The organism is Streptomyces sp. URMC 123 (assembly GCF_051386515.1).
Taxonomy (GTDB): domain Bacteria; phylum Actinomycetota; class Actinomycetes; order Streptomycetales; family Streptomycetaceae; genus Streptomyces.
Window position 1 is genome coordinate 1 of record NZ_JBPQTV010000288.1, and the last position, 8,372, is coordinate 8,372.

Annotated in this window: 8 protein-coding genes; 4 read left to right on the forward strand and 4 right to left on the reverse strand. The window is 75.8% G+C overall.

The genetic code is table 11. The features are described 5' to 3' along the window. Nucleotides 1–261: 261 nt before the first annotated feature. On the reverse strand, nucleotides 262–558 hold the full coding sequence (locus ACSNOD_RS24970) for a YciI family protein (protein WP_436769292.1): 297 nt from the start codon (nucleotides 556–558) through the stop codon (nucleotides 262–264). Between the two features lie 196 nt (nucleotides 559–754). After that, complete coding sequence (locus tag ACSNOD_RS24975; protein WP_436769293.1) at nucleotides 755–1,459, reverse strand: endonuclease V; 705 nt, start codon at nucleotides 1,457–1,459, stop codon at nucleotides 755–757. Between the two features lie 380 nt (nucleotides 1,460–1,839). Between ACSNOD_RS24975 and ACSNOD_RS24980 the strand changes: the two genes are divergently transcribed. Beyond that, nucleotides 1,840–2,253, forward strand: a complete 414-nt coding sequence (locus tag ACSNOD_RS24980; RefSeq protein WP_436769294.1) for an SsgA family sporulation/cell division regulator — start codon at nucleotides 1,840–1,842, stop codon at nucleotides 2,251–2,253. A gap of 83 nt (nucleotides 2,254–2,336) precedes the next feature. On the opposite strand, the gene ACSNOD_RS24985 is transcribed toward ACSNOD_RS24980, so the two are convergent. Then, nucleotides 2,337–2,969 carry a hypothetical protein gene (locus tag ACSNOD_RS24985; RefSeq protein ID WP_436769295.1) on the reverse strand — a complete coding sequence of 211 codons (633 nt, stop codon included), beginning with the start codon at nucleotides 2,967–2,969 and terminating at the stop codon, nucleotides 2,337–2,339. A gap of 337 nt (nucleotides 2,970–3,306) precedes the next feature. On the opposite strand from ACSNOD_RS24985, the gene ACSNOD_RS24990 reads away from it, so the two are divergent. Beyond that, nucleotides 3,307–4,782: a helix-turn-helix domain-containing protein gene (locus tag ACSNOD_RS24990; protein WP_436769296.1), complete on the forward strand. Its 1,476-nt coding sequence runs from the start codon at nucleotides 3,307–3,309 to the stop codon at nucleotides 4,780–4,782. Between the two features lie 124 nt (nucleotides 4,783–4,906). Next, on the forward strand, nucleotides 4,907–5,875 hold the full coding sequence (locus ACSNOD_RS24995) for an aldo/keto reductase (RefSeq protein ID WP_436769298.1): 969 nt from the start codon (nucleotides 4,907–4,909) through the stop codon (nucleotides 5,873–5,875). A gap of 21 nt (nucleotides 5,876–5,896) precedes the next feature. Here the strand turns inward: ACSNOD_RS24995 and ACSNOD_RS25000 are convergent, their stop codons facing one another. Then, nucleotides 5,897–7,255 carry a DUF4185 domain-containing protein gene (locus ACSNOD_RS25000; RefSeq protein ID WP_436769299.1) on the reverse strand — a complete coding sequence of 453 codons (1,359 nt, stop codon included), beginning with the start codon at nucleotides 7,253–7,255 and terminating at the stop codon, nucleotides 5,897–5,899. A gap of 211 nt (nucleotides 7,256–7,466) precedes the next feature. Here ACSNOD_RS25000 and ddaH point away from each other — a divergent pair, with 211 nt between their 5' ends. Continuing rightward, the gene (gene ddaH, locus ACSNOD_RS25005; protein WP_436769297.1) at nucleotides 7,467–8,243 is read left to right on the forward strand and encodes a dimethylargininase; all 777 of its coding nucleotides are present in this window, start codon (nucleotides 7,467–7,469) and stop codon (nucleotides 8,241–8,243) included. The last annotated feature ends 129 nt before the right edge of the window (nucleotides 8,244–8,372 follow it).

The window sequence follows — 8,372 nt, forward strand, 5'->3', positions numbered from 1 at the left end:
GGGACGGGGGCGACGCGCGTGGGGGTGGCCAGCGCCGTCACGGGGGCGGCGCCTCTGCGGTCCGGTGGTGGGTCGGCGTGCGCCGGGGCGAGCGACGCCGCCGCGAGCACCGCCCCACAGAGACCGGCCGACACCCATGACCCCAGCGCTCCCCGTCGCCTCATGGCGCTGGAAGCTAGCCCACGCCCGCGGCACCGTCCAGAGGACGAACCACACGCGCCGCGGCGCGCCGCCGGGCTCCCCTGGGCCTTCCAGGGGCCTCTACGGGAGCTGCTGGCAGTACTGCGCGAGGGCGGGGGCGGTCTTGGTCGCGATGAACTCGGTGACGCGGTACGCGCAGATGCCCTCGCGCGTGAAGGGGTCGCTCGCGACGATCTCCTCGATGCGTTCGCGGTCGTCGCCCACCGCGAGGATCACCCCGCCGTCGCGGGGGTTCTTGCGGCCGGAGGCGAGGAACACGCCGGCCGCGTACTGCTCCTCCAGCCAGGAGACATGCGCGGCGAGCGCGGCGTCCACGCGCTCCAGCGGCGCGGTGTAGGTCAACTCCAGTACGAACATGATCGAGAGCCTATGCCGCCGCCGACCGAAGGCGGCGGGGCGGGTGTCCTTCGAGTGTTCGCGCGCGCCTCGGGCGACTTCCGGCGGCCCCACGCGACCTGGCGGCCGCGCGACCCCTGCGCGAACCAGGGCCCCTGCGTACCCGCGAAGCGCGCCGCCGCGCGCCCATCACGCCCCTCGCGCCCCTCCGGCGCTCCTACACACCACCCCGCGCCGTGGCGAGCGCGTCCGCCAGCGCGCGCCGGCAGAGACTGTCGGCGCCCCGCGTCGTCTCGGGCAGCCGATAGCGCGGTGTGAGCCGCAGCGTGTGCGCACAGGCCGCGTCGAGCGTGACCCCGTGCCCCACGGAGACGAACACGGGCTTGACCCCCTCGCGGGTGCGCAGCGCCCGGCCCACCACCTCGTCGCCGTCGAGCAGCGGCGACCACGCGCCGCGCGCGGGGCCGGGCGGCTCGTGGGTGAAGGCGAACGGCGTCTTGGCCACGCCGAAGGACGGAAGGCCGGTGACCACCCCGAGGTGGCTGGCCAGTCCGAGCCGGCGCGGGTGCGCCACGCCGTAGCCGTCGCACACCACGAGATCCGGAAGGGCCGAGAGCTTCTCCAATGCCTCCAGTACGGGCGGGAGTTCCCGGAACGCGAGCAGTCCTGGCACATAGAGGAACGTCGCGCGCCCCACGGCGGTGGCGCGCTCGACGACGTCGAGGCTCTCCGCGTCCAGGACGACGGCCGCCGCGGCCACCCGGTCCGTCGCCTCGTCGTAGGCGACGTCGACCCCGGCCACCGTCCCGGTGGCGCCGGGCGCGGGCCCCGGGCCCACCAGGTCCACGAGACCGCGCAGCCGCTCCTGTTCCGCCACGGCCTCGGCCTCCGTCGTCGGCCAGGGCCCTCGAGTCCACACCATGCGGCTGTCATATCACCCGGGAGGATCATGGCGCCCGTCCGGTCCCACCGCCCCCGCTCGCCACACTGGTCACACCCACCGCACCCGCCCCGCCGCAGTCGCTTCGCGAGACCCACCCGCCGAAACGGTTCGGCGGCCGCACCCGGAACCGGCCCCGCGGGCGCTCGCCCCCAACCCGTCCTCAACCCCGGAATATGCGGTTCCAATCGTGACAGATATCACGTTCCAGGGCAGTGCACGGATCGGGGGCGTCCGCCGTCTTAACGGTTGCAGCGACCAGGACCCGGACAGATATCACCGGCACCGGGCATCGATCGTCCGGCGGCGGCGATCGCTCGCCGACCTGGCATCAGGACCGCACGACCGCGAGGGAGCAGGCGTTGTCACCTGTCATCGACCAAGCCGTACAGGCCGGCCTCATCACGTCCGCGGCCCAGGTGCAGGACATTCCCGCCGTGCTGCGCTACCGGCGCGACGACCCGCTCGCCGTGCGGATCTGCTTCCCACCCCGGGCCTCCCTGGTGGGCTCCGACGTGGCGTGGGTCTTCGCCCGCGATCTGCTGGCGACCGGTCTGGAGGAACCCGCCGGCGAAGGGGACGTGCACATCCGCCCGTTCGGGGACGAGTTCGTGGTGATGGAGTTCCACGCGCCGGCCGGCACGGCCATGGTGCGGCTCGACTCGCCCGGCCTGCGCCGCTTTCTCCAGCGGTCGTACGCGCTGGTGCCGGCCGGGCGGGAGCATCTGCACCTCCACATGGACCGCGACCTCGCCGCGCTGCTGCGCCAGGCGTGAGAACCGGCCGGGCGCGGCCGCCCCTCCCGGGGCGGCCTGTGCGGTCGAGGGTGCGCCGGCCGGCGACAGCGGCGCGGCGGTGATCAGTGGAGCTTGTCGACGGCGGTGCGCGTGGTCGCCCGGAACGCCGTCACGGGGGCGCCGGTGAAGTCACCGTACTGAGCCCAGGTGACCAGGGTGACCGTACTGCCGTCGCGGCCCACGCCGAACAGATGGATGTTCCGCTCCGAGTCCGGATACGTGGTGTGCACGCCGTGGACGTGGGCCCCCTCCTCGACGGGCAGCGTGCCGTAGTCCCGCCAGGAGGCGCTGCCTCCGGGGTTCTCCTGTTCGTAGCGGGCCGCGCAGCCGCGCACGGACTTCTCGATGGCGGCCGCGAGCCGTGCGGCCGCGCTCTCGCCGCCCGCCCTGATCACGATCTGGGTGGCACCGGTCTCCAGGTCCGTGCGGAACTCGCGGTGTGCGGCGCCCGTCTCCGGCAGCACGCCCTCGGCACAGAACTGAGGGTGCTCGGGCAGCCCGGTGGTGACCGGCCCGGCGTACCAGGCGGAGTGGGCGTGCGGGGGCAGGTCCTGGGCGTCGAGGAAGCCGGGCGTGGTGACGGGGGCCGCGACGGCGGGCCCCGTTGCGGCCAGGGCAGCGCCGGTCGCCAGGGCGAGCGCGGCGGCGCCGAGGGCCATGGCGCGACGTGCGGTGGAGGAGAGGTGTGGACGCATGGTGTGCCCCGTTCGGGTCGATGGTGAACGTCGGTGAGGACAGAGGTCGGCAAGCGCGTCGAGAGCGCCTCGATCAGGGCCGGCGCGGCCCCTGCGGCGCCGGCGGTGACCACGTCAGGCTGTGCCGCGGGGCGCCGAACGGGCAAGGAATCGGGGGCAATTCGGGACGCCGGAATGCCCGCACCGGCACTGACCAGGGGGAATGCGCGGTCCCCGGAACGCCCGCCCGGAACGTTCCCCGGGAGCGGCGTGGAGTGGTCGGGGCCGTGAGGCCATGCGCGGAGGGCCGCTGCGCCGGCTGCGGAGGAGAACCAGCGGGGATCGTCGGGGTGAGGACATGGCGGGGTCGGAGGAGATCGAGCGGTTCGCGGCCTGTCTGCGCGCGCTCAAGGAGCGTTCGGGGCGCAGCTACGGCGTTCTCGCGGGCCGGTTGCACATCAGCGCGTCCACGCTGCACCGCTACTGCAACGGGGACGCCGTACCGGCCGATTACGCGCCGGTGGAGCGGCTCGCCCGGCTGAGCGGGGCGTCCGCCGCCGAGCGGACGGAGCTCCACCGGCGCTGGCTGCTGGCGGACGCGGCCCGCCGCGGCGGCCCGGCGCCCGCGCCGGTGAGCGCCCCGGCGACGGTGCCGCTGCGGAGGCCGGCGAAGGCGCCGGCCGAGGTGCACGGAGCGGCCGAACGCGAGCCGGGGGAGCGCGGGGACGAGGGGCGCCCCGGCGAGCAGGGCACGGAGCTGCGCCTGGTAGCGGGGGCCGTGCCGGCGGAGGAGCGAAGAGCCACCGGGCGGCCGGGCAACGCGGTCTCAGGAGTTCCGGCGCAGGGCACGGCGCGCATTTCGTGGCCGCACGCTTCCCGGGCTCTGGTGGCCGGCGGGGTGGCGGCGGCGCTGCTCGTGGGGCTGCTGGTGCTGCGGCTGACGGCGCCGGACGACCGGCCCGAGCAGCCGCCGAGGGGCACCGCGTCGGTGTCCGGCGCGGTGCCGGAAATGGCGGGCGACCGGCGACCGTTCGCCTCCTCCGCTCCCGCTGACGCCGCCGGCGGCGGACCGGGCGCCGAGGAGCGGGGCGACCGCGCGCCGGCCACCGGCGGCGCCACCGCGCCCGAGGGCGCGTCCGCCCCCTCCCCCACCGCCGCCACGGGCGGCGGCACGCACCCGGGGCGCGCGGGGGCGGCCGCGCCCGGTGGTGCGCCGCTGACGCTCACCACCCGCTCGCATCTGTGGGAGCAGGGCTGCGACCACCGCTATCTCGTCGACAAGCCGCCCTCCGCCGTGCCGCCCCCGCCCGTGCCGCAGGACGCGGCGGCCTGGGCGAGCGCGCAGGGGGCGGTGCACGGCGGCACCACGTCCCTCCAGGTGACCGTGCAGGGCGCCGGGGCGGACGCGGTGGTGCTCCAGGCCCTGCACGTGCGGGTGGTGGACCGGCGGACCCCCCTCGCCTGGTCCGCGTACGCCATGGACAACGGCTGCGGTGGCTCGCTCACGCCGACCGCCTTCACCGTCGACCTGGACGCGGACCGCCCCCTCGCACGCCCCACCGACGGCTTCGACGCCGGTGTCGGGGACGGAAGGGTGCTGCCGGCGGTGCGACTGCCGTTCCGGGTGACGGCGACCGATCCGGTGGTGTTGGCCGTCAACGCCCGTACGGAGGGCTGCGACTGCCGCTGGTACCTGGAGCTGGAGTGGGCCGGCAACGGGCGGAAGGGGACCGTCCGGATCGATGACGGCGGCGCTCCCTTCCGCACCAGTGCGACCGCCGGCCGCCCGCAGTACGGATACTGGCCCGCCGACGGCGGCTGGAAGCGCTCGTAGGCGCGCGGAACCGACGTCGACAGCGCACCGGGCGCGGGCGTTTGACCTGGAGTGCACTCCAAGGGACAGCATGATCCGCATCAGGCAACAGTTCGACTCGACGTCCGTACTGGAGGACTTCACCATGCGCACCACCACGCTCGGCGCCGGCGGCCCGGAGATCGGTGTCATCGGACTCGGCTGCATGGGCATGACCCACGCCTACGACCCCAGCGGCCGTGACGACGCCACCTCCATCGAGGTGATCCGCCAGGCGCTGGACCTCGGCGTCACACTGATCGACACGGCCGACGCCTACGGTCCGCACACCAATGAGGAGCTGGTCGGCCGGGCGCTGGCCGGCCCGTACCGGGAGCGCGCCGTACTGGCGACCAAGGTGGGCCTGCTGTCGGGCGGCCAGGCCGAGGGCACCTCCCCGGGGTACGTGCGCAACGGCCGCCCCGAGCACGTGCGGCGCTCCATCGACGAGAGCCTGCGGCGGCTGGGCACCGACCACGTGGACCTCTACCAGCTGCACCGCGTCGACCCCGAGGTGCCGATCGAGGAGACCTGGGGCGCCCTGGCGGAGGTGGTGGCGGCCGGCAAGGCGCGGCGGATCGGCCTGTCCGAGGTGGGGGTCGAGGAGATCCGCCGGGCGCAGGCGGTGCACCCCGTCGCCTCGGTGCAGTCCGAGCTCTCGCTGTGGACCCGGGACGCGCTGGCCGAGGTCCTGCCGTACTGCGAGCGCGAGGGCATCGCGTTCCTGCCGTTCTCGCCGCTCGGGCGCGGCTTTCTGACCGGCCGGTTCGCCTCGTTCGACGAGCTGCCCGACGACGACTTCCGGCGCTCCCTGCCGCGCTTCCAGCGGGAGGCGCTGGAGACGAACCTGGCGCTGGTGGCGAAGGTGCGGGAGATCGCCGAGCGGCTGGGCGCCACGGCCGGCCAGGTGGCGCTCGCCTGGATCGTGGCACAGGGCCGGTACGTGGCGCCGATCCCGGGCACCAAGACGCCGAAGTACCTCGCCGAGAACGCGGGGGCGGCCGACCTGGTGCTCTCGGCGGAGGACCTCGCGGAGCTCGACGCGCTGCCGACGGCGGCGGGCGCGCGCTACTGACCGCGGGCGGGAGCCAGGCCCTCAGCCGGCCGGGCCGAGGCGGAGCCGGACGAAGCGCGGGCGGTACAGCTCCACGTTGCGGTTGGCGTTGGCCTCGACCACGGCGGCCGGTCCGGCGAGCCAGTTGACGTCGTAGCTCAGCAGCAGGCCGTCGCCCCCGAGGGCCGGGTGCGCCTGCGGGTTGTAGGCGGCCGTGCCCGGCCGGGGGGCGGAGTCCGGCGGCTGCGGCGGCCGGAAGCCCTCGGCCGGCCCGTGCCAGGGCCCGTGCGGGGAGCAGGCCCAGTAGGAGGCGACCGTGGCCAGGCCGGCCGCGCCGGGGCCGCCGGCGTCCATGGTGAGCAGCACCCAGGTCCGCCCGTCGCGCAGAACGGTGAAGGAGCTGCCGACGCCGTAACGGCCGCCGTCACCGAGGACCGGCGCGGCGCGGGCGGGGTCGGGCCGCCAGTCGCCGCCGTCCCAGTACTGCCACGCGGCCGGGTCCGCGAGGCGGCCCCGTGGCACCCGGGCGAGGTAGGCGGACGAGGAGCGGGCGGGCGGAACGGCGGACGGGCCGTCGTCACCGCCGAAGACGTAGGTCCAGTCCTCGTCGTGGACCGCCGCGGTGCCGTACTGCACGCGGCGCGCGGGGTCACCGGCGCCCGGCGGGGCGCCGACGGCGGTGATGCCCTCCACTCGGAGGTCCGGCAGGGAGAGCGTGGCGACCTCGGTGCCGAGCGGCACTCCGTACGGCTGGTGGGCGGCGCCGGCCGTACGGTGCCACAGCAGCACCCTGACGACCTGCTCGGCCGCCCCCGGCACGCGTGGCTCGACGACCGCGTGCACGGGCCAGCGCCACTGCTGGGGGGCGCCGGGCGGCTCGGGGAAGAGGGACGCGGGGCGGCCGGGCGCGCCACCGGTCAGCGTCCGCTCCAGCCGGCCGGAGGGGGACATCAGGACGGCCGCGTTGCGCAGCCAGGCGGGCGGGCCGGAGCCGCCGGGCCCGCTGCGCCAGCGGTGCGGCTGCCCCGCGGGGTTGGGCGGGGCGTTGACCTGGCCGAGGAAGGGGTCGGAGAACAGCCAGAGGGTGCGGCCGTCGGGCAGCCGTACGGAGCGGGTGCCGTCGCCGCCGGTCCAGTCGTCGGCGCGGGCCCCGTCGTCGCCGTAGCGGGCGAACTCCGCGGTGGTGGTGCGGTCCGCCGCCCAGGAGGTGATCCGGCGGCTCTCGCAGCCGGGTGCCGGCGGGCTCTCACCGGGCAGGGCGATCAGCAGTACTGCCGCCAGGACGGCCAGGACCACCGCCAGTACGGTCGCCGTGGCCGGCCCCCGGCCCGGCCGCGGCCCGACCGAGCGCCGGGCGCGCGCTCGCTCCGTACGGGTCGTCGCCGGGTCCCACGCGGCCATCGGCGTCACGAGCGGTCCTGCGGCGGCATGGGACGGCGACCCCCGGTCGGCAGGCGGCGCGCGCACGGTGTCACGGCGCCTTCCGCCGCGCCCCGGAGAGGGGGCGGAAGGAACACCGGTGCGGCGAGCGCCGGTTCGTGGAGCGGAGCGGGCTCCGGCAGGCTAGTGGCATCGACCCACGCGTTCAACGCCGCGATCGAAGGAGCCCGTCATGACCCGTCGGAAGGCGCTCGTCCGCCGCCCCGGCCCGCGTCTCGCGGACGGCATCGTCACCCATGTCGACCGGACGCCCGTGGACGCGGCGCTCGCGGCCGTTCAGTGGCGGGGCTATGTCGACGCCCTGCGCGCGCACGGCTGGGAGACGATCGAGGTGGACCCCGCGGACGACTGCCCCGACGGCGTGTTCGTCGAGGACACCGTGGTCGTCTTCCGCGGTGTCGCCCTGATCGGCCGGTCCGGCGCGCCGGAGCGCCGGGCGGAGACCACGGCCGTCGAGGAGGCGCTGATCCGGCTGGGCTGCTCGGTGCGGCGGATCGCGGAGCCCGGCACCCTGGACGGCGGCGATGTCCTCAAGATCGGGGACACGGTGTACGTGGGCCGGAGCGGCCGGACCGACGCGGAAGGCGTCCGCCAGCTCAGGGCGGCCTTCGAGCCGCTGGGGGCGCGCGTGGTCGCCGTTCCGGTGAGCCGGACGCTCCACCTCAAGTCGGCGGTGACGGCGCTGCCCGACGGCACGGTCGTCGGATACCCGCCGCTGGTGCCGGACACGTCCCTGTTCCCGCGCTTTCTGCCCGTGCCGGAGGAATCGGGCGCGCATGTGGTGCTGCTGGGCGGGGGACGGCTGCTGATGGCGGCGAGCGCGCCGAGGAGCGCGGAGCTGTTCGCCGGTCTCGGCTACGAGCCGGTGCCGGTGGACATCGGGGAGTTCGAGAAGCTCGAGGGCTGTGTGACGTGTCTCTCGGTGCGGCTGCGGGAGCTCTCCGCCTGACGACGCCCCGGTGGCCCTGGCCGTACCCGATGCGCCGGCCGAACCGGATGACCTTGGCCGAACCCAATGGGCCTGGTGGCGTCCGATGACAAAGCGGCGGGGGGGGGGGGGGGGGGGGGGGGGGGGGGG